At 69.9% G+C, this 21,813-nt stretch carries 21 protein-coding genes and 1 riboswitch; of the genes, 10 read left to right on the forward strand and 11 right to left on the reverse strand.

Translation table 11 applies throughout. The annotated features are described in order from the left end of the window. Positions 1 to 24: 24 nt before the first annotated feature. From ASF71_RS07070 to ASF71_RS07080, 3 genes are all read right to left on the reverse strand, one after another. Positions 25 to 1,620 (reverse strand): glycerol-3-phosphate dehydrogenase/oxidase, encoded by a 1,596-nt coding sequence (locus ASF71_RS07070; RefSeq protein ID WP_056297198.1) that lies wholly within the window; start codon positions 1,618 to 1,620, stop codon positions 25 to 27. Between the two features lie 175 nt (positions 1,621 to 1,795). Beyond that, the gene (gene glpK, locus ASF71_RS07075) at positions 1,796 to 3,313 is read right to left on the reverse strand and encodes a glycerol kinase GlpK (RefSeq protein WP_056297202.1); all 1,518 of its coding nucleotides are present in this window, start codon (positions 3,311 to 3,313) and stop codon (positions 1,796 to 1,798) included. Between the two features lie 24 nt (positions 3,314 to 3,337). Beyond that, on the reverse strand, positions 3,338 to 4,174 hold the full coding sequence (locus tag ASF71_RS07080) for an MIP/aquaporin family protein (RefSeq protein WP_056297204.1): 837 nt from the start codon (positions 4,172 to 4,174) through the stop codon (positions 3,338 to 3,340). Positions 4,175 to 4,378: 204 nt separating this feature from the next. Here ASF71_RS07080 and ASF71_RS07085 point away from each other — a divergent pair, with 204 nt between their 5' ends. Then, positions 4,379 to 5,422 carry a sugar-binding transcriptional regulator gene (locus ASF71_RS07085; protein ID WP_056297207.1) on the forward strand — a complete coding sequence of 348 codons (1,044 nt, stop codon included), beginning with the start codon at positions 4,379 to 4,381 and terminating at the stop codon, positions 5,420 to 5,422. A gap of 93 nt (positions 5,423 to 5,515) precedes the next feature. After that, entirely contained in the window at positions 5,516 to 5,737 is a 222-nt protein-coding gene (locus tag ASF71_RS07090; protein ID WP_056297211.1) for a hypothetical protein, read from the forward strand. Between the two features lie 59 nt (positions 5,738 to 5,796). On the opposite strand, the gene ASF71_RS24700 is transcribed toward ASF71_RS07090, so the two are convergent. Both ASF71_RS24700 and ASF71_RS07095 read right to left on the reverse strand, forming a co-directional pair. Continuing rightward, positions 5,797 to 5,967, reverse strand: a complete 171-nt coding sequence (locus tag ASF71_RS24700) for a hypothetical protein (protein WP_200939677.1) — start codon at positions 5,965 to 5,967, stop codon at positions 5,797 to 5,799. Positions 5,968 to 6,040: 73 nt separating this feature from the next. Beyond that, complete coding sequence (locus ASF71_RS07095; RefSeq protein WP_056297213.1) at positions 6,041 to 7,297, reverse strand: S8 family serine peptidase; 1,257 nt, start codon at positions 7,295 to 7,297, stop codon at positions 6,041 to 6,043. An 87-nt stretch (positions 7,298 to 7,384) separates the two neighbouring features. On the opposite strand from ASF71_RS07095, the gene ASF71_RS07100 reads away from it, so the two are divergent. The 3 genes from ASF71_RS07100 (at position 7,385) to ASF71_RS07110 (ending at position 10,163) form a co-directional block, all read left to right on the forward strand. Further along, positions 7,385 to 8,230 carry an SDR family oxidoreductase gene (locus ASF71_RS07100; protein ID WP_056297215.1) on the forward strand — a complete coding sequence of 282 codons (846 nt, stop codon included), beginning with the start codon at positions 7,385 to 7,387 and terminating at the stop codon, positions 8,228 to 8,230. A gap of 65 nt (positions 8,231 to 8,295) precedes the next feature. Then, complete coding sequence (locus ASF71_RS07105) at positions 8,296 to 9,417, forward strand: App1 family protein (protein ID WP_056297218.1); 1,122 nt, start codon at positions 8,296 to 8,298, stop codon at positions 9,415 to 9,417. Positions 9,418 to 9,473: 56 nt separating this feature from the next. Continuing rightward, positions 9,474 to 10,163: an MBL fold metallo-hydrolase gene (locus ASF71_RS07110; RefSeq protein ID WP_056297221.1), complete on the forward strand. Its 690-nt coding sequence runs from the start codon at positions 9,474 to 9,476 to the stop codon at positions 10,161 to 10,163. Positions 10,164 to 10,167: 4 nt separating this feature from the next. Here the strand turns inward: ASF71_RS07110 and ASF71_RS07115 are convergent, their stop codons facing one another. Next, a complete protein-coding gene (locus tag ASF71_RS07115; RefSeq protein WP_056297224.1) occupies positions 10,168 to 10,659 on the reverse strand; it encodes a DinB family protein in 492 nt (163 codons plus the stop codon). Positions 10,660 to 10,799: 140 nt separating this feature from the next. Next, on the reverse strand, positions 10,800 to 12,284 hold the full coding sequence (gene proS, locus ASF71_RS07120; RefSeq protein ID WP_056297227.1) for a proline--tRNA ligase: 1,485 nt from the start codon (positions 12,282 to 12,284) through the stop codon (positions 10,800 to 10,802). A 49-nt stretch (positions 12,285 to 12,333) separates the two neighbouring features. On the opposite strand from proS, the gene ASF71_RS07125 reads away from it, so the two are divergent. The 3 genes from ASF71_RS07125 to ASF71_RS07135 all read left to right on the forward strand — a co-directional run bounded on the left by ASF71_RS07125 (position 12,334) and on the right by ASF71_RS07135 (position 13,983). Further along, complete coding sequence (locus ASF71_RS07125) at positions 12,334 to 12,870, forward strand: GNAT family N-acetyltransferase (RefSeq protein WP_056297232.1); 537 nt, start codon at positions 12,334 to 12,336, stop codon at positions 12,868 to 12,870. A 230-nt stretch (positions 12,871 to 13,100) separates the two neighbouring features. Beyond that, positions 13,101 to 13,592 carry an NADAR family protein gene (locus ASF71_RS07130; protein WP_056297235.1) on the forward strand — a complete coding sequence of 164 codons (492 nt, stop codon included), beginning with the start codon at positions 13,101 to 13,103 and terminating at the stop codon, positions 13,590 to 13,592. 127 nt (positions 13,593 to 13,719) lie between these two features. Further along, the gene (locus ASF71_RS07135; RefSeq protein WP_082505687.1) at positions 13,720 to 13,983 is read left to right on the forward strand and encodes a DUF2171 domain-containing protein; all 264 of its coding nucleotides are present in this window, start codon (positions 13,720 to 13,722) and stop codon (positions 13,981 to 13,983) included. A gap of 76 nt (positions 13,984 to 14,059) precedes the next feature. Here ASF71_RS07135 and ASF71_RS07140 read toward each other — a convergent pair whose 3' ends face one another. Next, positions 14,060 to 16,114, reverse strand: coding sequence for a hypothetical protein (locus ASF71_RS07140; RefSeq protein WP_056297238.1), 2,055 nt, complete (start codon positions 16,112 to 16,114; stop codon positions 14,060 to 14,062). A 478-nt stretch (positions 16,115 to 16,592) separates the two neighbouring features. Here ASF71_RS07140 and ASF71_RS07145 point away from each other — a divergent pair, with 478 nt between their 5' ends. Beyond that, positions 16,593 to 17,624 carry an alpha/beta fold hydrolase family protein gene (locus ASF71_RS07145; RefSeq protein WP_235514205.1) on the forward strand — a complete coding sequence of 344 codons (1,032 nt, stop codon included), beginning with the start codon at positions 16,593 to 16,595 and terminating at the stop codon, positions 17,622 to 17,624. A gap of 23 nt (positions 17,625 to 17,647) precedes the next feature. On the opposite strand, the gene ASF71_RS07150 is transcribed toward ASF71_RS07145, so the two are convergent. Then, a complete protein-coding gene (locus tag ASF71_RS07150; protein WP_056297244.1) occupies positions 17,648 to 18,508 on the reverse strand; it encodes a bifunctional 5,10-methylenetetrahydrofolate dehydrogenase/5,10-methenyltetrahydrofolate cyclohydrolase in 861 nt (286 codons plus the stop codon). Positions 18,509 to 18,533: 25 nt separating this feature from the next. Further along, positions 18,534 to 20,075: a bifunctional phosphoribosylaminoimidazolecarboxamide formyltransferase/IMP cyclohydrolase gene (gene purH / locus ASF71_RS07155; protein ID WP_056297247.1), complete on the reverse strand. Its 1,542-nt coding sequence runs from the start codon at positions 20,073 to 20,075 to the stop codon at positions 18,534 to 18,536. 61 nt (positions 20,076 to 20,136) lie between these two features. Beyond that, positions 20,137 to 20,224: riboswitch (ZMP/ZTP riboswitch) on the reverse strand. 250 nt (positions 20,225 to 20,474) lie between these two features. On the opposite strand from purH, the gene ASF71_RS07160 reads away from it, so the two are divergent. Next, on the forward strand, positions 20,475 to 21,140 hold the full coding sequence (locus tag ASF71_RS07160; protein WP_056297249.1) for a Type 1 glutamine amidotransferase-like domain-containing protein: 666 nt from the start codon (positions 20,475 to 20,477) through the stop codon (positions 21,138 to 21,140). A gap of 10 nt (positions 21,141 to 21,150) precedes the next feature. Here the strand turns inward: ASF71_RS07160 and ASF71_RS07165 are convergent, their stop codons facing one another. Then, positions 21,151 to 21,699: a hypothetical protein gene (locus ASF71_RS07165; RefSeq protein WP_056297251.1), complete on the reverse strand. Its 549-nt coding sequence runs from the start codon at positions 21,697 to 21,699 to the stop codon at positions 21,151 to 21,153. Between the last annotated feature and the right edge of the window lie 114 nt (positions 21,700 to 21,813).

Genomic DNA, 21,813 nt, shown 5'->3' on the forward strand with positions numbered 1-21,813 from the left:
ACCCCCACCGCCTCTTCCTTTGCTTTACGCCAGTACGTAGCCGTCGGCGACCTGACGGTAGGCCTCGACCTGGGCGCGCTGCCACGCCTCGTCGTGCCCCAGTTCCTCGGCCAGCAGGGCAGCCACGCGCGGGGCGGCCTCGATGCTGGCGCGCGCGCCGATCAGGAGCGCCCGTAGGCGGCGCGAGAGCACGTCCTCAACGGTGCGGGCCTGCTCGCGGCGGGCGGCCCAGCGCACCTCGGCCTCGGTGTAGGGCAGCTCGGGATGCAGTTTGCGGTCGGCGCCCGGCAGGGCCTGCACGGCCTCGGCGTCTGAGCCGTACACGCGCCAGTGGTCGGCGCGGCGCGCGGTCTCCTCGGGGCTGCTCCAGCCGTGGAGCTTCAGGCCCGGCGTCAGGGTCAGGCGCTCGGGCAGGCCGCCCAGCACGGCGGCGCGGTTCACGGCGTCCTCGCCCATGCGGCGGTAGGTCGTCCACTTGCCGCCCGTCAGGGTCAGCAGGCCCGAGTCCGAAATCCGGATGATGTGGTCGCGCGACAGCGCCGCCGTGCTGCCCGCGCCGTCGGTGTTCTCGTTCTTGACCAGCGGGCGCAGGCCCACGTACACGCTGCGCACGTCCTCCCGCTTGGGGGCGGGGTCCATGTACTGCTCGGCGGTGCGCAGGATGAAGTCGATCTCCTCGGGCAGCGCGCGCGGTTCCAGGCTGGCCTCGGGCACCGGGGTATCGGTCGTGCCGATCACCACATGGTCGTGCCAGGGCACGGCGAACAGCACTCGGCCGTCGTCGGTGCGCGGCACCATGATGGCGCTGTCGCCCGGCAGGAACTTACGGTCCACAACCACGTGCACGCCCTGGCTGGGCGAAAGCATGGGCTTGGCACCGGGGGTATCCATACGGCGGATGTCGTCAACGAACACGCCCGTGGCGTTTACCACGCTGCGCGCCCGGACCGTATGGGTCTGGCCGCTCTCCTCGTCGCGGAAGGTCACGCCGGCGACCTTGTCCTTGCCGTCCGGGCCCTTTTCCTTGACCAGGCCGGTTACGGGCGAGTAGTTCAGGGCCACGCCGCCGTGGTCTTCCAGGGTACGCAGCAGCGTCACGGCGAGGCGCGAGTCGTCGAACTGGCCGTCGAAGTACAGCACGCCGCCCTTGAGGCCTTCTTTCTTGAAGGTCGGGATCTTCTTCAGGGCCTCGGCGCGGCCGATCAGGCGGCTGGGCTGGAGGTTGAGCTTGCCGGCCAGGGCGTCGTACATCTTCAGGCCGATGCCGTAGAAGGGCTGCGACCACCACTTGTAGGCGGCGATGACAAAGCCTAGATCGTGAACGAGGTGCGGCGCGTTCTTCTTGAGCAGGCCGCGCTCGTGCAGGGCCTCGCGCACCAGCGATACGTTGCCCTGGGCGAGGTAGCGCACGCCGCCGTGCACGAGCTTGGTGCTGCGGCTCGACGTGCCCTTGGCGTAGTCGTGGGCTTCGAGCAGCAGCGTCTTGTAGCCGCGCGTGGCGGCCTCGACGGCGGTGCCCAGGCCCGAAGCCCCGCCGCCGATCACCACGAGGTCCCAGGTGTCCTGGGCGGTGACGGCTTGCAGCGAGGCGGGGCGGAGGTCGGCAACTTGGTTGGTCATGACACAGCTCCTGTGGAAAGAGAGAGAGGCGCACCGGTCTGTCCGCCTGAAAACACTTTGAACATATGTTCAAGCATTCTGAACGGATGTTCAAGGGGGCTGAAGGTCGCCGTTTCTTAAGAGTCGCGCCCCCGCTCCCGGCGAGGGAAGCGGGGGCGCAGCAGGGGACAGGGGCTCAGGCCTGGCTGTCTTCCTCGGCCCAGGCGCGCGAACGCTCGACGGCCTGCTTCCAGCGGCGCATCAGACGCTCGCGTTCGGCGGCCTCCATCTGCGGCTCGAAGCGGCGCTCTTCTTGCCACTGGGCGGCAATCTCCTGCTCGCTCTGCCAGAAGCCGACCGCCAGCCCGGCGAGGTACGCCGCGCCCAGCGCCGTCGTTTCGGTCACCTTGGGGCGCACGACCGGCACGCCCAGGATGTCGGCCTGGAACTGCATCATCAGGTTGTTGTTGCTCGCGCCGCCGTCCACGCGCAGTTCCTTGAGAGGTGAACCGCTGTCCTTCTGCATGGCTTCGAGCAGCTCGGCCGACTGGAAGGCGATGGCCTCCAGCGCCGCGCGGGCGATGTGCGCGTGGGTGGTGCCGCGCGTCATGCCGACGATGGTGCCGCGGGCGTAGCTGTCCCAGTAGGGTGCGCCCAGACCCACGAAGGCGGGCACGAGCATCACGCCGTCGGTGCTGTCCACACTGCTCGCCAGCGCCTCGATCTCGCTGCTGCTGCGGATGATCTTCAGGCCGTCACGCAGCCACTGCACGACCGCGCCCGCCACGAAGACGCTGCCTTCCAGGGCGTACTCCATCGGGCCGTCGCCCAGACGCCACGCGATGGTCGTCAGCAGGCGGTTCTCGCTGGGCACGGCTTCCTTGCCGGTGTTCATGAGCATGAAGCAGCCGGTGCCGTAGGTGTTCTTGGCCATGCCGGGTTCCAGGCAGACCTGCCCGAAGGTCGCCGCCTGCTGGTCGCCGGCAATCCCGGCGATCTTGACCTGCGCGCCCAGCAGGCCCTGGCTCGTCTCGCCGTAGACCTCGCTGCTGCTGCGGATCTCGGGCAGCAGGCTGCGCGGCACGCCCAGGATCTCCAGCAGTTCGTCGTCCCACTCGCCGGTGTGGATATTGCACATCAGGGTGCGGCTGGCGTTCGTCACGTCGGTGATGTGGCGCTCGCCGCCGGTCAGCTTGTAGACGAGCCACGAGTCCATCGTGCCGAAGGCCAGCTCGCCGCGCTCGGCCTTTTCACGCGCGCCCTCGACGTTGTCGAGCAGCCACTTGACCTTGGTGCCTGAGAAGTAGGCGTCGAGCACGAGGCCGCTTTTTTGCTGGAACACCTCGGCCTTGCCCTGGGCGCGCAGTTCGTCGCAGTAGCCGGCGGTGCGGCGGTCCTGCCACACGATGGCGTTGTGGATGGGCTGCCCGGTCGTGCGGTCCCAGATGAGGGTCGTCTCGCGCTGGTTGGTGATTCCGATGGCCGCCACGTCGCTGGCGCGGATGCCCGCGCTGCTCAGGGCTTCTTGCATCACGCCGCTCTGGGTGCTCCAGATTTCGCCCGCGTCGTGCTCGACCCAGCCGGGCCTGGGGAAGATCTGGCGGAATTCCTTCTGGGCCGAGGCCTTGATGCTGCCGTCGTGGCTGAAGACGATGGCGCGGCTGCTGGTGGTGCCCTGGTCGAGGGCGAGGATGTACTGGTTCTGGCTGGTCATGGTCAGGTTCTCCGTCGGGTCGCCTTAGCGCTTGAGGTTGAATTCGGGGTCTACACCCTGCTGGTCGGTCAGCTGGCGGGCGCTCTCGTCGGCGCGCGTCAGGGCGCGGCCCAGCAGCGCGTCGTAGATCAGGGCGCCCACGACGCCCCCGATGAGCGGCCCGATCACCGGCACGATCCACACGCCGTTCTCGAAGCCCGTGTTCTTGAACCCGGCGACGAGCGCGAACAGGCGCGGCGCGAGGTCACGCGCGGGGTTGATGGCGTAGCCGTGCATCGCCCCGAAGCTCATGCCGATGGCCATGACCACGAAGGCCACCGCCAGCGGTCCCCAGCTCGCCGCGACCGGGTTGTTCAGCTTGTCGCCGATGGCGAGGATCAGGGCGACCAGCAGGGCGGTCCCCACGATCTGGTCCACCATGCCGGGCCAGAAGGAGCCTGCGATGGCCGGGAAGGTCGAGAAGACGCCGGTCGTGCTTTCCAGGCCGGGGTCGAACTGGATCCATTTGGCGTAGTACACCGCGAACACGATGGCCGCGCCTAGGAAGGCGCCGATCATCTGTCCGGCGACGTAGTGCGCGACCTTGCTCCACGGAAAGCGCTTGGTGACGGCCAGCGCCAGCGTGACGGCCGGGTTCAGGTGCGCCCCGCTGATGCCGCCCGAGATCAGGATGCCCATGAGGACCGCGAAGCCCCAGCCCAGGGTGATGTTGGTATAGCCGCCGTTGACGATCTGCCCCGGAATGACGGGGTCGGTGCTGGCGAACAGCACCACCATCGCCACCACCCCGCATCCGAAGAGGATCAGCACCATCGTGCCGATCAGCTCCGCTACAAATTCCTGCGCCGCCGTAAATTTCATACGTCCTCCCCCTGCCCCCGGCCCCTCATGCCGGATGAGCGCTGCCCGCTGCCGGGCAGAAAAAATTGTGGTTGAGGGTACGTTGCCATGCCGCTGAACATCTGTCAAGAGTGTCTGAACACTTGTGCAGTGTGGAGGCGCTTCCATTCCCGGTGTTCTGGACGACCGGTCAAAGGTGCCCCGGACTCTTATGCTGAGCGTCATATGTCCGACGCTTCGTCTCTCACCTCGCCCCTTCCGGACGCGGCCGACCCCAACGTGGTGCAGGCGGTCCAGGTGGCGCGGCTGTACTACCAGCAGGGCCTGACCACCGATGCCATCGCCCGCGAACTGGGGGTGTCGCGTCCGCGCGTGTCGCGTCTGCTGACCCTGGCGCGGCGCACCGGGCTGGTCGAAATCCGTATTCACGATCCACAGGCCCATCCCCAGCATCTGGAAGCTGGCCTGCGGGCGCGCTGGCCGGGCCTGCAGCCCCATGTGGTGAGCCTGCCCGCCGGCAGTCCGGGGCACGGCAGCCCGCGGGCCACCCGCATGGAGCGGGTCGCGCAGGCGGCCGCACACTGGCTGGGCGCGCACCTGCGCCCGCGCATGACGGTGGGCCTGGCCTGGGGCAATACCCTCGACGCCGTGAGCCGCGCCCTGACACCGCGCGCCCTGCCTGAGACGCAGTTCGTGCAACTGAACGGCAGCGCCAGCGCCCTGGATTTCAGCAGCGGGTTCGTGGCCGATACCTTCTCGCGCTTTGCTCACGCCTGCGGGGGGCGGTCATACCTGTTTCCGGTGCCGACCTTCTTCGACGATCCCGCGACCCGTAAAGCCATGTGGCGCGAGCGCAGCGTGGGGCACGTTCTGGAGTTGCAGCGCGCGGCCGAACTTCTCATGTTCAGCGTGGGCAGTTTCAGCGCGTCCACGCCCAGCCATGTGCATGTGGCCGGGTACCTCGACGCCGAGGATCTCGCGGGCCTGGAACGTCAGGGGGCGGTGGGGGACATCGCCACCGTGTTCTACCGCGCCGACGGCCGCGCCTCGGGCATCGACCTGAACGCCCGCAGCAGCGGTCCGGAACTGTCGTGGGTACGCGACCATCCGCAGACGGTGTGTGTGGTCGCCGACCCCGGCAAGGCGCCGGCGCTGCGCGCCGCCCTGTGCGGCGGCCTGATCCGCACCCTGATCGTGGACGAGACGACTGCCCGCGCCGTACTGGAGGAGGCCGAGCCGGGCGCGGTGGAGGCCGGTGCGGGTTCCTGAACGCGGGCACCTCAAGACGCCTTTAGGTGTCTGTCAGCCTCCGCAGCCGGGTGGGCGGCACACTGGATCTACCCAGTTCAAGGAGGTACGCCTATGACCGGACCCTACGACAGCCCCCCGGCCCCGGCCAGCGAGCCGACCGACATGCCCTCGCCCACCCCCGAGCAGATGCCCGGCCGTGAGGACACCGGTCCCATCATGGATCCTCCGGTCAATCCGGACACCCCCGGCATGCCTGATCCCATGCCGACGGATAACCCGGACACGCCGGGCCTGCCCAGCCCGACCCCCATGCCCGCGATGCAGAGGGGATAGGACGGACGCGGCCCCCCTTCCATGTTAGGAGGGGGGCCGCGTCCGTTCCGGCAACCCGTCTATTTGCCCCGGCGGGTCAGGCGCCACAGGGTGACGCCGTTGGCGACGAGCAGCAACAGGCACATCAGGGCCAGGGCCGTATCGCCCTTCTGCACGAAGCGGATGCTCAGCATGCCCCAGCCGCACATCAGCGCCGCGATGAGCCAGATGCGCCAGGCCGGCGCGTTCAAGAGTCGGTCCTCATGCGTCCAGGCTAGCGGGCCGGAGCTGGTCAGGCGTCCCGGCTCCCAGCCCGCCGCACGCTCAGCGGCTGGTGCGGTTGCTCTGCGGCAGGGCGAGCGCCGCCCGCAGCGCCGCTTCGGCGTTCAGGGTGCCGCTGCCGCAGCTCTTGAGGGGGTCGGGATCGCAGCGCCCGCCGGGAAAGGGCGTGGCCGTGCGGGTCAGAAGGTCACGCAGCGCGGCGGGGGTGAGGTTGGGGCGCGCCGCGAGCAGCAGGGCCGCCACCCCCGAGGCGTGCGGCGCGGCGAAACTCGTGCCGTTGGGGTCGCGTACACCGCCGGGACCGCTGACGCTGCTCACGACCACCCCGTGCCCCGGTTCGCCGCCGGGCGCGGCCAGCGATACGCTGCGGCCCCAGTTGGCATAGGCAGGGCGGGTGCCGGCTTCGGTGGCGCTCGTGACCGTCAGCACGTTCCGGCAGCCGGCCGGCGAGTAGCCCCGGCTGTCGGCGCCGTCGTTCGCTGCTCCGGCGACGACCAGGGCGCCCCGCGCCGTCACGGCGTCCACCGCCGCCTGCACGCGGGCGTCGCAGTCGGTCAGCGGCACGAAGTCGGCGTACAGGCTGAGGTTCAGGATGCGGGCGGGGGCGGGGTTGGCCGGCGCGCCCGCCACCGGCAGTCCGGCGGCCCAGCGCAGCGCGTCGGCGAGGTCCTGCGGCGCGATCATGCCGTCGGCGCCGGCCACACGCACGGCCAGGACGCGGGCGCGCGGGTCCAGGCCCGCCATGCCCCGGCCGTCGTGCGCGGCCGCGATGATCCCGGCGATTCCCTCGCCGTGGTAGGCATAGGTCCCCAGCGCCGCCGGGTTGCGGTCGCGCCCGTCGCCGTCGCCCGCACGCGCCGGGTCCGACACGAAGTCGTAGCCGGGCACGAGGCGCGTTCCCAGTTCGGCCGAGGGCACGTACCCCGTATCCAGCACGGCCACCGTGACCGGCGAGAGAGTCTGCCCCCGTAGCAGTGCCCACGCCCCGTCCGCATGGACCGCCCGCAGGTTCCACTGCCGCGGATAGAGGGGATCGGCCGGTGTGGCCGAAAACCCGGCCGGCAGAGCGCCTACAGGTGCGCTCTGGGCCGGGCGCGTGGGCAGGACCGGTGTAGGCGTCAGGACGGGCGCTGCGGCCGGGCGCGGGGCCAGGGGCGAGAGCTCGGGCAGGGCAGCGGGGACGGGCGACGCCGTGGTGGGCGCCGTGGCTGGAATGGTCTGGGCGGTCACTCCGGCGCCGGCCAGCAGCGCGCCGGAGCACAGGGCCAGGGCACCCAGGCGGCGGGATAGGGCGGACATGCCCGCCAGTCTCGCGCTCCAGCCTGATGCGCGCCTGAGAACGGCGGGGGGCGGAGCGCCAGAGGGCCGGGTGCTCTAGCATCGGGCATGACCAGCGGTTCGGCATCTGGAGGGGAAGGCGCGGCGCGGCGCCCGGTCGTGGTCCTGACCGGAGCGTCGAGCGGCATCGGGCGGGCGACGGCGCAGGAACTCGCGGCGCGGGGGTACGCGCTCGTGCTCGCGGCGCGGCGCGCGGACGACCTGGCCGCGCTGGCCCGCGAGCTCGACCCCAGCGGGTCGCGGGTTCTGGCGGTGCCGACCGACGTGACGGACGACGCCTCGCGCCGCGCCCTGGTGGCGGCGGCCCACGCGCAGTTCGGGCGCATCGACGTTTTGGTCAACAATGCGGGCGTGACCGTCGAGCGCGGCTGGTGGTGGGACGACCCCGACCCGCTGCGGGTGCTGCGGGTCAATCTGGAGTCGCCGGTCGAGCTCACGCGCCTCGTGTTGCCCGAGATGCGCGCGCGCGGCTCGGGCCACCTCGTGAACATCGGGTCGGTGGCGGGCCGGGTGGCGACCCAGGGCCTGTATAGCGCGAGCAAATTCGGGCTGCGCGGCTTTTCGCTGGCGCTGCGGCGCGAGCTGCTGGGCAGCGGGGTCGAGGTCAGTCTGGTGGCGCCGGGGTTTGTCAGAAGCGAAATGACCGCCGGCGCCCGGCTTCCTATGCCGGGGCCGGAGGTGGTGGCCGTCGCGGTCGCCGACGTGCTGCGCCGCCCCCGGCGGGAAGTGACCGTGCCGCGGGTCTACCGCCTGCTCGCCCTGTTCGACGCCCTGTGGCCGGGCCTGGGCGACCTGCTGGTGCGCCGCGTGGTCATCGCCCGGCGCTACGGAAACGCCGTGCGGACCACGGGGTCGTCTCCGGGAGACCGGACGCGTTCCGGGAAGACTAAGTGAAGCCTGAGCGGCCAGCGGGTGACGGCCGGAGCCGCCCGGAGCCGCCCGGTGTTTACACTGTGCGGGTGAATCCGGCCAAGACGCTGTTCAAGCTGCTGCTGCCCGTCGTTGAACGCGGTGTGATGGCCGCCGACCGGGGCATCAGCCGGGTGCTGCAGCCACGCCGCCGCCGGGGCCAGCTGCTGCTACAGCCCTATGTGGGCTGGGGGACCCCGCACACCGTCGAGTTGACCGGCCGGGTACTGCTGCCCCGTACCCTCAAACCGCCCAGAAAGGCCGACCCGCGCTGGCGCAATTTCGGCAACATCCTGCGGCGCATGTTCTCGCGCGAGGTCAGCGGCGTCGAGGTGATCGGGCGGCTGGGCGACACCCTGGTCCGCGCGGTGAGCGATTCGGACGGCTACTTCACCCTGACTTTCGTTCCCGCCCTTCCCCTGGTGGGCGGCTGGCACGAGGTGGCGCTGAGTATCGAGGGCCGCGAGCTGGCGGCGCTGGGGCGCGCGCAGGTGGTCGAGCAGGCCCGGTTCGGCATCATCAGCGACCTGGACGACACAGTTTTGCAGTCGGACGTGACCAGCCTGCCGCGGATGCTCATGACGGTCCTGACCGGCAACGCCCGCACCCGCGCGCCCTTTCCCGGTGTCGGGGCGCTGTACCGCGCCCTGACCCGCGAGGGCGCGGCGCGCAACCCGATCTTCTACGTGTCGAGCAGTCCGTGGAATTTCTTCGACCTGCTGTGGCAGTTTCTGGATTACCGGCGCATTCCGCTGGGGCCGCTCTTTCTGCGCAACTGGGGCGTGGACCTGCTGGGCGGGCACGGGGGCTACAAGCACGAGATCATCGAGCGGCTGTTCACCCGCTACCCGGACCTGAAGTTCGTGCTCGTGGGCGACAGCGGCGAGCAGGACCCGGTCATCTACTCGGAGGTCGTGCAGCGCCATCCGGGGCGGGTGCTGGCGGTCTATATCCGCGACGTGAGCGACGCGGGTACGGACGCTGCCGTCATGAAACTGCGCGAGCAGGTGCGGGGGTCCGGGGTGGACCTCGTGCTGGCCGCCGACAGCCTGAATGCCGCGAGCCATGCCATGGCGATGGGGCTCATCACGCCGGGCGAGTACCGCAGCGTCCTGACGAGCGTGACCCGCCCGGCCGCCGCGCCCCCGCCCCCTGCCCGCCGCGCGACCTGAAGAAACGGCGAAGGGCAGCCCTTGCCAGGACGCGCCGCGCTGCCTAGCCTCGGCGCATGATCCTGAGTGCACACGTCCGCGACATCGCCCTGAGCGCCACACCGCCATCGGGAACGCCGACCACCCTGAATCTCTCGCTCATCCTGGACCCGGTGCAGGGACCGACCCTGGTGGACACCGGATTTCCCGGAATGCTGGAGCTGCTGCGCGCGGCACTCGCGGCCGAAGGAGTGGCCTTGGCGGATATCCGGCGCGTGCTGGTCACGCACCACGACCTCGACCATATCGGCCTGCTGCCCGACGTGGTGCGGGAGAGCGGCGCGGAGGTCTGGGCCTCGGCCGCCGAAGTGCCGTTCGTGCAGGGCCAGCAGTCTCCGCAGAAGCGCCCGGCCGCGCCCCCACTTGGGGGCTTGGAGGAGATCCGCGTGAGCCGGGTGCTGGAAGACGGTGAGGTGCTGGACCTCGCGGGCGGTGTGCGCGTCGTAGCGACGCCCGGCCACACGGTGGGGCACCTCAGCTTCTTGGTCGAGAAGGACGGCGTCCTGATCTCGGGTGACGCCCTGACCAGCCAGGACGGCACGCTGCACGGTCCAAACCCCCAGTTCACGCCCGACCTTCCGCAGGCGGCGCGGAGTGTGCGCGCCCTGGCCGCCCTGGCCCCGGCAGGCATCCAGACCTACCACGGCGGTTTCGTCTCCAGGGATGCCGCGGAGCAGCTGCGCGCCCTTTCGGCGGACGCCGAATAGGCGCCTAGGTGCCGCCCAGCAGCCTCCTGAGGACGAGCAGTTCGCCGAGGTGGTAGGCATTGTGGTCAGCCACCAGCAGAAATTCCCGCAGCCAGGTCTGACCCTCACCTTCTGGGGGCCGGCCGTTGGGCACTACGGCGAACAGGTCAGTCCGCGGGTCGTCCAGCAGCTCCAGCAGCGCGGCGAGGTCGGCGTGGAAGGCGGCCGTCTCGGCGTGCCACTCGGCCTCCGTAGCGTCCTGGCGGTGGGGCCAGTAGCCCTGGGGCCACTCGACCTCCTCATACGGCCCATCCCGCACGAAATTCAGGATGTCGCGCTGCGTGAAGCGCAGGTGCCACAGCACCTCGAAGGCCGAATAGGGCAGACCGTCCACGCGGTCGTTCATGCGGGCCAGGGGGAAGTCCTCGACCACGTCGCCGAACATCAGGTGGGCCTGCCGGTCGGTCAGCAGGGCGCGGACGTGCTGGCGCAGGGCAGCGTCGGAGGTCTGGGTCATGCCCCAGTATGAAAGTGGGCAGCGGGCCAGGGGATGTGCGGACGGCAAAAAGACCGGGCCCCCGCGCCGTGCAGGAACCTGGTCCCGGAGACAGGGGAAGCCGTGGGCCAGGATTCAGGCCTGCTTCCTCCCCGCGCGCCTCAGTACTGCCGGCCGAAGATCACGCGCTTGCCGTAGGCGGCGGGCTTACCGGTATGCACGCACACGCCCTCCTCCGGCTCCGCGAAGAATTCGGCGTCGTCCAGGGGCACGTTGCGGGCGGTCGCCTTAGTGTCTTCCTTGATGGCCCGCTCGCTCTCGGGATCGCCGCAGTGGAAGGCGCGTACCCACTTGCCCGCCTCGATGGCCGCCTTGAACTCCTCGTAGGTATCCACCGTGACGGTGTTGCTGAGCATGAAGTCGGTCGCCCGCTTCAGCAGCCAGTCGTGCGCCGCGTCCAGGCGGGCGGCCATGCCGCTCACCACCTCGGCGCGGGCCAGGGTCTCCTTCTCGTCGCCGTGGCGGTTCTTGACCACGACCACGCCCTGCTCCAGATCGCGGGGGCCGAGTTCGATGCGCACCGGCACGCCCTTGAGCTCCCAGTCGTTGTACTTGAAGCCGTTGGTCACGCCGTCACGCTTGTCCACCTTCACGCGCACTCCGGCGGCGCGCAGTTCGCCGGCCAGCTTCTCGCCCTCGGCGACCATCTCGTCGAAGTTGTCCTTGCGGCCCACCGGAATCACGACGACCTGAATGGGCGCGATGCGGGGCGGCATGATCAGGCCGGAGTCGTCGCCGTGCGTCATGATGATCGCCCCGATGATCCGGCTGGAAATCGCCCAGGAGGTCGTGTGCGCGAACTCTTCTTTCTGCTCGCGCGTCTGGAACTTCACCTCGAAAGCCCTGGAGAAGTTCTGGCCCAGGTAGTGCGAGGTGCCCGACTGCAGCGCCTTGCCGTCGCGCATCATGCCCTCGATGGAGTAGGTGGACACGGCCCCGGCAAAGCGCTCGGAGGCGGTCTTCTCGCCGCGCACCACGGGCAGGGCGAGCACGTCGCGGCAGAACTCGTGGTACAGGTCCAGGATCATGCGCACTTCGGCGCGCGCTTCACGCTCGTCGGCGTGGGCGGTGTGGCCCTCGTGCCAGTAGAACTCGGAGGTGCGCAGGAAGGCCTTGGTACGCAGTTCGGCGCGGAACACGCTGCCCCACTGGTAGTGGAGGAAGGGCAGGTCGCGGTACGAGTTGAGCCAGCCGCTCCACATGTGCCCGATGATCGTCTCGGAAGTGGGGCGCATGACGTAGGGCTCGGCCAGTTCCTCGGTGCCGATCTTGTTCACCGTGAAGAGCTCGGGCGCAAAACCCTCGACGTGGTCGGCCTCCTTCATGATGAAGTTCATCGGAATGAGGGTCGGGAAGATCAGCGACTCGTGCCCCGTCGCCTTGAAGCGGTCGTCGAGCCAGCGCACGACGTTTTCCCACAGGGCCGAGCCGTAGGGCCGCACGACCATCGCGCCCGCCACCGGGGAGTTGTCGGCTAGGTCGGCCTTCTTCACGACTTCGTTGTACCAGTCGTTGAAGTCCACGCTCTGGGGCGTCACGCCGTACTGCGCCGCCTTGTTGTCTTTCTTGCCGCCGTCTTTCGTCATCCTGCCCAGGATAGCCCTTCGCGGCATTCGTGCCCGGTATGCTGCCTCCATGCCCCTGCTGAACACGCCCCGGCTGCGGCTGCTTCCCCTGAGCCGCGAGATGATTGAGCACCGCTTGGAGCGGGCCGAATTCACGCTGGACGACCAGGGCCCAGGGGGCGAGCGGACGCTGCACTTCGGCCCCGAGTGGCCGGGCGACGCGCTGGCGATGTTTCCGGCGCTGCTGCGGGAACTGACGACCTCCGGGCGGGCCGAGGCCAGCTTGACCTTTGTCGCGGTGCGGCGCGGGGACGGCGAGGTCATAGGCCAGCTCGGCGCGAAGGGTGGGCGGGACGCGGCGGGCGACCTGGAAATCGGTTACGGCTTTACTCCGGCCTCCTGGGGTCAGGGCTACGCCGCCGAGGCTGTGGGAGCGCTGTGCGACTCTCTGCTCGCCACAGGCGGCGTCCACCGTCTGACGGCCCAGACGGCCACGGGCAACGTCGCCAGCGGCCGCGTGCTGGAAAAGACCGGGTTCGTGCGCGTCGGCACCGGCTGGACAGCGGACGACGGCGACCTGCTTTTGTGGGCGCGGGGTGCGGGATGACGCGCCTCTCGTGTGCCTGCTGGTCGCCCGGCCCGGCAGTGGCACACGCACGGTGGGGCTGGACCTCGCAGACCTGACCGGTGCGGCGCTGCTCGACGACCACCTCATCAACGATCTATGTGGCGCTGGCCAGTCCCGACGGCAAGCGCTTCCCCAGGGTTCAAAAGGGTGATCTGGCCTAGCTCATCCGGCCGATTGCCCTGGCGGTGCGCGGGCGCCACCGTAGGGGCATGACGGCCACCCTCTACTTCTACCGGACAGCGCACCCGTTCTCCAATTTCCATCCGAGTGTCTTTACCGACGGCGGCGAGACCTACCGCTGGGCCGAGCAGTACCTGATGGCCCGCAAGGCGGCCCTGTTCGGGGACGAGGCGACGCGGCAGGCCATCCTGAGGGCCACCTCACCCGGCGAGTGCAAAGCGCTGGGCCGCCGGGTCACGCCCTTTAGCGAGGGGGCGTGGATGGAGGCCCGCTTCGGGGCCGCGCTGGACATGCTGCGGCTGAAATTCGGACAGAATGCGGCGCTGCGGCGGGTGCTGCTGGAGACCGGTGACGCCGAACTCGTGGAGGCCGCTGCCAACGACCGGATCTGGGGCATCGGGTTCAGTGAGGCGCAGGCCGAAAATTCCTGGCAGGCCTGGGGCCAGAACCTGCTCGGGCAGGGGCTGATGGTCGTGCGGGCCGAGCTGGGCGGGCACTTGGGCGAACCCGCACGAACTTGACCTCTAGGCCATCCGGGGAGGGCCCAAATGAAGCTTCCTCTGACCTACAGATTCGGTCAATTTTCCCTAACGCCCGCCTGAAGCTGACTGTCATCCCAGGTCCACGCGCGCCCCATAGCCTAGCCCCATGACCCAAGACACCCAGATCAGCGACCGCATCGCCCAGGACCTCAAGGACCGCCTCGCCAAGGAAGGCGACCACCTCCAGGTCAAGGATGTCAACGGTGAGCACGTCGGCACGGTGGACCATATGGAAGGCGCAGAACAGCTCAAGCTGACCAAGAACGACAGCACCGACGGCCAGCACCACTATGTCCAGCTGTCGCAGGTCGAGAGCATGGACGACGTAGCCGTGTACCTGAATGTCACGCGCGACGAAATCCTGAAGTAAGCGCCCGCTTTTGCAGACGACGTAGACGCAGGGCGGACACCTCCCCGGAGGTGTCCGTCCTGCGTTCAGTCCCTGCTCAGCGGGCGAGGCGCTTGATGCGTTGGGCGCGGGTCTCCTCAGGGAAGACCACCAGGCCCTTCTGGGGCAAGAAGGTGCGGCTGTAGCGCGGTTTGGCGGCGAGCGACTGGGTCGAGAGGCCGTTGAGGTTCTGGTACCACTTGTACCCCTCGACCTTGATCCCGGCGGACTGCGCGGCGTCCAGGACCTGGCGGTAGCCCTGGTGGGCGAGCTGGGCGGCCTCGAGGTAGGACAGCGCGCCGTACCGGCTCTCGGCCTGCGCGAACAGGCTGTCGGCGCTGCTGGCCGCCGCGGCCACGCGGGCTTCCTGGCCGCCCTGACGCGCGAGCTGCAGCACGGCGTTGGCGTTGGTCAGGTAGGCGGCGGTGAGGTAGCGGTACTGGCTGTCGAGGTTGAACTGCCCGAAGGTGCGCGACAGGTCGTTGTACGACATGATCGTGGCGCTCTCGTCGCCCAGGTTGGCGAAGGCGTAGGGACCGCTGGGGCCGTAGGACGTGTCGGTCTCGCTGTCGTAGCCGTCGTGCGGGTGAGAGAGGCTGAGGTGGTGGCCGACCTCGTGCGTGGTCGTGTCGGTGAACCCGTAGCCGGCCTTGAACAGCCCCGGTGTCAGGAACGAGTATACGAAGCTCTGCGTGCCCGTCTCGCCGTCGTCGTAGGCGACGCCCAGCAGCCCGCCCTGCGCGTCAGCGTCGTCGTTGAACAGGTAGACCGGCAGCAGATAGCGCCCGGCCGGCGTAGTGGCGTAGCTGGCGCGTAGCTCGTTCACGCCGAACTGGAACAGGCGCTCGCCGGTCACGTCGGCGTAGTCGGGCGAGCAGATATCCTCGGGAATGCTCGTGTCGACGAAAAAGCACTTGTACACGTCGGCCAGGTCGCCGCTGAGCGCCGTGCTCTTGACCGTGTTCGAGAATTTGGCGAAGGGTTGCAGGACCGACACGCGGCTCTGCACGAGGTCGGGCTTGAGCACCTGGCCCTGTGCGGCGGCCTGGTCACCCTGCTCGACGTGGAGGTCGAGCTGGATGTCCTCGGGCAGTTGCGGGGGCGTTAGGGCCGCGCGGTAGATCGGGCTGGGCGTAAACAGCAGGTTCAGGGCCACGTAGCGCGTCACGAGGGCGAGGTCGGGGCTGACCTTGCGGCCGTAGCCCAGGCTGGCCTTGCGGCTGCCGTAGTCCCAGATGGGGGGCATGCGGTAGTCGGCGGTCTTGTCGCCGTCGGTGTCGGAGTTGGTGATGTCGTAGGCGCTCGTCCAGACGTCGGGGTTCGCCGAGAGGTCGTAGAACCACACGCGCTGCGCGGCGGCGTTCTCGCGCACGCTGCCGCCCCAGGCGACCAAGCGGCGGCTGGCGCGCTCGCCGAACTTCGCCCCCGTGTCGCTGTCGGCCGCCTCGGCGCGGGTGTAGCTGTGGAACTTGAAGTCGGGGCGGTCGTACCAGTTCACCAGGAACACGGTGTACTCGCCGGCCTTCACGCCCACGCGGCCCACGTTGTCGGCCAGCCAGTTCTCGGTCTTCAGCGCGTCGATCTCGTAGTTGCCCGTGACCTCGCGGTTGATGTTGCCGGCCGGCGAGGTGCAAGTGGGGTTGCCCGTCTTGGGGTCTACGTCGTTCTGGCAGTTGTAGAGCTGCTGATAGACCGTCAGGTTCTTCTCGGTGCCGGTGTCCTTGAGTTGCTTGAAGAAGTCGTCCTCGAAGCTCTGGTCGGCGAAGACATAGTTGTACTTGTAGTCGAAGGTGTTGCCGGTCGGCTCGGTGCGGCCGTAGGCACTGGGGACCCGGGCCACCGAGCTGTACGAGGCCGGCAGGATCTGGTCGAAGTCGCCCGTGCTGACCTGACGCGCCGTCGCCACCTGACCGGGCGAGGTCTGGCGGTAGCCCACGAACACGATGTTGACCTTGAGATCGGTACGCATGTTGCCCTGCTGGCCGGGGGCAAGCAGTTTGAGACCCGAGAAGTCGGCCGGGGTGCCCGGCGTGGGGACGGGGGACGTCGAGGTACCGCAGGCCGCCAGCAGCGCGAGCCCCAGGGTGCCGAGCGTGAGGGAAAGTCGTTTCATAGCTCTCCTGAAGGGCGGCCGGTAGACAGGCCGCTTAGAGATGTGAGGGGGATGTGTCCGACCTCAGAAGTGTAGATGAAATATCTGAGCAGGTGTCGCCAGTACGGCCGCGGTATGGCGTGGGCCAGACTTGACCCCTGCCGGTCCCGGACGCTACGCTGGTAGGCAGCTCCCGCATGGAGCCGACCCACTTCAGAGCGCCCGAGAGACCTGGCTCGCAGACGGCGCGGCAACCGGACCCCATCACGTCACGGTGCCAAGGCCAGCCCACCGGACAGGTCAACGATGAACCGCCGGCACGGGACCAAGAGGGAAGGTCACGCGGAGGAATTGCGCGCCCCTTCTCGCCGTACCGAGTCGAGGGGCGCTTCTCTGTTGTCCGGGTTGGCCCCGCCCCGCTTCACTGTGAGGAGGCCAGCCGCATGGCGCGTTCCGTTGTTCTCTGTTCCTGTTGTCCCCCATGTCCCGCAGGTCGCCCGTGACCGCGTTGATGGCCCCCACCCGCCCCCTGCCCCCCCAGGAAGCCCGGCCGCCGGCCCCACAGGAGGACGCAGGCGACTGTCGGCCCCGGCGGGGAACGGCGCTGCTGTTTCGCCGCGAGCCTCTGCTGCTCGACAACGGCTGCCCGGTGAACAACGTGCGGGTGGCCTACCACACCTACGGCGAGGCCCGCGAGGACGCCACCCTGGTCCTGCACGCCCTGACCGGCACGGGCGCCGTCCACGAGTGGTGGCCCGACTTTCTGGGCGAGGGCCGGCCGCTGGACCCCAGACGCGACTACGTGATCTGCGCCAATGTGCTGGGCGGCTGCGCCGGCACGTCCGGCCCCTCGGAACTGCCGCAGATCGCCGGGCAGGACGCGCCCCTGAGCCTGCGCGACATGGTCCGCGTGGGCCGCGCCCTGCTGGAGCACCTGGGCGTGCGCCGGGTGCGTGTGGTCGGCGCGAGCATGGGCGGAATGCTGGCCTACGCGTGGCTCCTTGAATGCCCCGACCTCGTGGAACGGGCCGTGATTGTGGGCGCGCCGGCGCGGCACTCGCCCTGGGCGATTGGCCTGAACACGGCGGCCCGCAGCGCCATCCGCGCGGCGCCGGGCGGCGAGGGGCTCAAGGTCGCGCGCCAGATCGCCATGCTCAGCTACCGCAGTCCCGAGAGTCTCGCCCTGACGCAGCCGGGCCAGCGCCGCCCCGGCGTGCCCGCCGTGACCTCCTACCTCGAGTACCACGGCGAAAAGTTGCAGGCCCGGTTCTGCGAGCGCAGCTACGTGGCCCTGACCAGCGCAATGGACGCCTTTCAGCCCAGCGACGCCGACCTGCGCGCGGTGCAGGTGCCGGTGCTCGTGGTGGGCATCACGAGCGACGTGCTGTACCCGGCCGCCGAGGTGCGTGCCTGCGCCGAGCGGCTGCCGCGCGCGGCCTACTGGGAACTCGACTCGCCGCACGGCCACGACGCCTTCCTGATGGACCCGCAGGCGTTGCCGGAGCGGGTCGGAGCCTTCCTGCGCGGCTAGGCGGGGTCGCGCGCCGAAAAGCGCTACTCGACCGGCTCGCCGCGCTGCAACTTCACGGCGCGCACGAGATTCTGGTACATCAGCGCGCTCGTCAGCGGGCCCACACCGCCCGGCACCGGGGTCTGGGCGCGTACTGGCAGGTGGGGCTCGGCGTCGCCGACCACCTCGCCGCCCGCCTGCACGTTGATGCCTGCGTCGATGACCACGTGCTCGGGGCCGACCTGATCCGCGCGCAGCAGCCCCGCGCGGCCTACCGCCACCACTACCGCGTCCACCCCGGCCAGCACCCCGGCGAGGTCGCGGGTGTGTTCGTTGCACAGCGTGACCGTCATGCCCTTGTTGTTGAGCATGAAAGTCAGTGGGCGGCCCACCGTGCGTCCCGGCCCGATCACGGCCGCCCGCCGCCCACGCAGGTCGTCACCCAGGGCCTGCCGCAGCAGGAAACGCACCGAGCGCGGCGTGGGGGGCAGCAGCGCCTCCGGTTCGCGTCCGGCGGCGATGAGCGCGAGGTTGGCGGGGGTCAGGCCCTCGACGTCCTTCTGCGGCGCGAGGCACAGCAGCGCGGCGTCGGCGTCGAGGCCCGGCGCCAGCGGCAGCTCCAGCACCACGCCGTGGACGTCCGGGTCGTGCGAGAGGGCCTGCAACACCGCGTGCAGCCCTTCCTGCGTGGCCCCGGCCCCGAGGTCGCGCACCGAAAAGCGTACGCCCAGGCGCCGCGCGCGCCCCGATTTGCTCTCGACGTACACGCGCGAGGCCTCGTCGGCCGAGGCCAGCACACTTACGAGATGCGGTTGGAAGTCCCAGGCGGCGAGGTCGCGGCGCACGCCCTTGAGGACGGCGTCGGCCAGCGTCTTGCCGCGCAGGGACAGGGGATGGTCACTCATGGCTGCTTACCCATGCTCAGGCCCCTCAGTGCCGGAAGTGCCGCGAGCCGGTGAAGACCATGCTCAGGCCCAGCTCGTTGCACGCGGCGATGACTTCGGGGTCACGCTTGGCTCCGCCGGGTTGCAAGATGGCCGTGACACCTGCCGAGGCCGCGAGGCGCACCACGTCGTCGAAGGGAAAGAACGCCTCCGAGGCGAGGACGGCGCCTCTGGCCGCCTCGCCCGCGTTCGCCACCGCGCGCTCGGCCGCCCAGATGCGGCTGACCGCGCCGGCGCCCAGACCGACCGTCACGCCGCTTTTGGCCAGCACGACGGCGTTGCTGCGGGCGTACTTCACGACCGCCCAGGCGAAGCGCAGGTCGAACCACTCCTGCGCCGTCGGCTCGCGCCGGGTCACGGTCTCGGGGCACAGGTCGTCCCAGGGGCGGGCGTCGCGCTCCTGCACGGCGAACCCGCCGGTCAGCGGGCGCACGTCCAGCACGCTCACGTTCCGGGGCTGCGCGGCCACGAGCACGCGCAGGTCGGGCTTCTTTTCCGCGAACCACGCGGCGGCCTCGGGCGTGACCTCGGGGGCGATCAGGACCTCGAGGAAGGTGCCGCGCATCGCCTGGGCCGCCGCCAGGTCCACCGGGGCACTCACGGCGACGACTCCGCCAAACACGCTGAGGGTGTCGGCGTCGCGGGCGCGCTCCCAGGCCGTCTTCACGTCCTGCGCCAGGGCTACGCCGCAGGGGTTGGCGTGCTTGACGGCCACGCAGGCGACCTGCCCGGTCTGGGCTTCCTGCTCGGCCAGCGCGGCGCACAGCGCCCAGGCGGCGTCGGCATCGGCGTAGTTGTTGAAGCTCATGGGCTTGCCCGCCACGACCTGCGCGTCGATGACCGGCCCGCGCGCCGTTCCCCAGCGGTAGACCGCGCCGGGCTGGTGCGGGTTCTCTCCGTAGCGCACCTGCGCGGCCCGCGTCAGGTCCAGCGAGAGGTGTTCGGGCAGCGCAGTGGGCAATTCATCGGACGCGCCATCCAGATACGCCGTGATGGCCGCGTCATACTCGCTGGTGTGGCGGTAGGCCTTGGCCGCCAGCCGGCGCCGGTCGGCCGCCGAGACCTCGTCCTGCAGGGCCAGGGCGTAGTCGGCCGGGTCCACCAGGACCAGCACGCCGGCGTGGTTCTTGGCCGCCGAGCGGATCATGGCCGGGCCGCCGATGTCGATGTTCTCGATGACCTCGGGGTCCGGCGCGCCGCGCGCCACCGTCTCCCGGAAGGGATAGAGGTTCACGCACACGAGGTCGATGGTCGAGAACCCCTGGCCCGCCAGTTCGCCCAGGTGCCCACTTTCGCGCCGCGCGAGGATGCCGCCGTGGATCGCTGGGTGCAGCGTCTTGACGCGGCCGTCCAGCATCTCGGGAAAGCCGGTGACGTCGCTCACGGCCGTCACCTTCAGGCCCGCGCTTTCCAGCGCCGCGTGGGTGCCTCCCGTACTCAGCAGTTCCCAGCCGCGCGCCGAGAGGGCGCGGGCGAAGTCCACCACGCCGGTCTTGTCGCTCACGGAAATCAGTGCCCGTCTTGCCATGTCTGCTCCCCCAAAAAGTGCATCTACAACATGCACGGGAGCGCCCCCGCGTGTGCGGAGACGCTTCGACCCAGGCGCGCGATCAGCTCGGTTTGGGGCACCGCTTCCCCGTGGTCAGCCCACGTTCAGCGCCAGTCGCGGCCCCGCTCGCCGTTCACCATAGCGCAGGCGGGGGTCGGGAGCAGAGGCGGCCGAGTGGCCTCGGGGAATCGGCGGCCCAGCCGTCACGCCCGGTTCGGGGCGCTGGGATCACCTGACCTCCGGCGCTGGCCCCGGCCGTCAGGATGTCCCTGGGAACAGTTCTGAGACGGGGGTCAGTTCTCTGCCAGGAGCAAACTGGGGGGGCATGACCTCTTACACCAGTACCCCGGACCTGTGCCGCCAGTGGGGAGCGGCGCCATGAAACTCCTGCTCACTTCGGGCGGCGTCACGAACGCGAGCATCCACGGCGCCCTGGAGGGCCTGCTCGGCAAACCGGTCGCCGAGGCCAGCGCCCTGTGCATTCCGACGGCGCAGTGGGGCCACCCCTGGTGCGGGCCGGCATCGGTACGGCGTTTCGTCACCGACAGCACCCCGGCGACCATGTGTGGCCTGGGCTGGAAGTCGGTGGGCGTGCTTGAACTCACCGCGCTGCCGAGCATCGGCCAGGACCGCTGGGAACCGTGGGTCCGGGGCGCGGACGTGCTGCTGGTCGACGGAGGTGACGCGACCTACCTGGCCCACTGGCTCCGGGAATCCGGTCTGGCGGCTCTCCTCCCTTCCCTGGCCGAGACGGTCTGGGTGGGCGTCAGTGCTGGCAGCATGGTGCTCACCCCCCGGATCGGGGAGGAGTTCGTCGCCTGGCCCTCGGCGCCGGACGACCGCACGCTCGGAATCGTGGACTTCTCGGGCTTCCCACACCTGGACCATGAGGCGATGCCTGGCAACACCCTGTCGGCGGCGCAGCGCTGGGCGGCTGGCCTGGAGGGGCCGTGCTACGCCATCGACGACCAGACCGCCATCATGGTGGTGGGCGGCGCCGCCGAGGTGATCTCCGAGGGCCGCTGGCAGCAGGTGAAGGGCTAGTAGGACCGGTTCAGCGTTCGGGCGTGCCGGGGGGCGTCTCGTGGATCAGGGTGGCGGGCTGCTCCGGCAGGGTCTGGGTGTTGCCACCGATGACGCGCTTGAGTTCCTCGATGGCGGCGCGCTCCTTGTCGTTCACCTGCTCGCCGCCGAATCCCAGGAAGCCGCCTTCCTTGGCCGCCGAGGCCGTGCGCTCGGCCACACGCACGAGCATGGTGCGGTAGGCCTCGGCGTCCTCGGGACTGGTCTTGGCGCTCACGAGCCACACGGCCTGCCGCACGGCTTCGAGGCTCTGGATGCGGACGTCCTCGACCGTGCGGGCCTGCTCCTGGGCGGGCGGCGTGGGCGGCTTACCCAGCAGGTCGGCGGCCATCGCTTCCATCAGGGGCGTGCGGCCCTGGGCACTCACGCTCTCGCGCACCGCCGCCGCGATGGCCTGCGTCTCGGCCACGATGCCGGTCAGGCCGCTGGGACTGGCCGCCACGACCACGGCGCCCGCGCGGCCGGGGCCGGTCATGACCTTGAACCACTCGTCGCTGGTGAAGCTGTCTCTCAGACTCATGCCCCCAGGCTAGGGACCCGCAGGGCCGCTCCGCGTGGGAGGAGGGTTCAGGCGGCTTGGGGAAGAAGAGGGGGGAAGCGCCCGGACTGGACGTTCCCCTCTCTCCTTTCTGGC

This window comes from Deinococcus sp. Leaf326 (assembly GCF_001424185.1).
Taxonomy (GTDB): domain Bacteria; phylum Deinococcota; class Deinococci; order Deinococcales; family Deinococcaceae; genus Deinococcus.